General features: G+C 66.2%; 1 protein-coding gene. It reads left to right on the top strand.

The annotated features are described in order from the left end of the window. Positions 1-924: creatininase family protein (locus RSO01_RS46865; protein ID WP_218037698.1), on the top strand; the 924-nt coding region annotated here is incomplete at its 5' end. Positions 925-968 lie beyond the last annotated feature (44 nt).

Below are 968 nucleotides of genomic sequence, written 5' to 3'. Positions count from 1 at the left end.
CTGGCAATCTTATCGGCCCCGCGCCGCGAGTTGCAAATCGCGCGTGCACGCCTTTGCGCAACTCTCGTATCGGCCGCACCCACCGTGATGATCCAGATATACGGTGTGCCAGGCGATCTGCCGGCTGGACTGATCTCCGCCGCCGACGCATCCTCCGCCAAACCCGAGGAGTTTCGTTTCGTGCAGCTTCAGCTCAAGACTTGGCAGTTCGTCGACGACTATCTCAAGAGCAAGACCGGGATCATGATCCCGATCGGTTCGACCGAGCAGCATGGCCCGACCGGCCTGATCGGCACCGACGCGCTCACCGCCGAGATGATCGCGCGCGGCGCCGGCGAGAAGGTCGGCGCGCTGGTGGCGCCGACCATCTCGGTCGGCATGGCGCAGCATCACCTGGCCTTCGCCGGCTCGGTGACCTTGCGGCCGACCACCCTGATCGCCGTGGTGCGCGACACCGTGGTGTCGCTGGCGCGGCACGGCTTCACCCGCTTCTTCTTCGTCAACGGCCATGGCGGCAACATCGCCACCGTGACGGCGGCCTTCTCCGAGATCTATGCCGAGCGCTCGATGGAGCGCATGTCCAACCAGCCCTCGATCAAGTGCGCGCTGCGCAATTGGTGGGACGGGCCGGGCATCCGGGCGCTGCAGAAGGAGCTCTATCCCAGCGGCGAAGGCAGCCACGCCACCGCCTCGGAGGTGGCGCTCACCTGGTACAAGTATCCGGAGACGATGCAGCGCAAGGACATGGAGCCCCGGATCGCCCCCAACGGCTCCTTCGCCGACGCCGAGGACTATCGCCGGGTGTTCCCCGACGGCCGCATCGGCTCCGATCCCAACCAGGCGACGCCTGAGCACGGCAAGCGCTTCTACGACACCGCCGTCGATGAAGTGGCGGCCGACTACGAGAAGTGGGTGGCGAGGTAATCTTGCCGGACCGCGGGCCTCCAGGCCCGCATCATGAATCATGA

Source organism: Reyranella soli (assembly GCF_007992495.1).
In the GTDB taxonomy this organism is placed as follows: domain Bacteria; phylum Pseudomonadota; class Alphaproteobacteria; order Reyranellales; family Reyranellaceae; genus Reyranella; species Reyranella soli.
The sequence above is the reverse complement of the archived record's forward strand: the minus strand, read 5'-3'. Positions and strand labels throughout refer to the sequence as shown.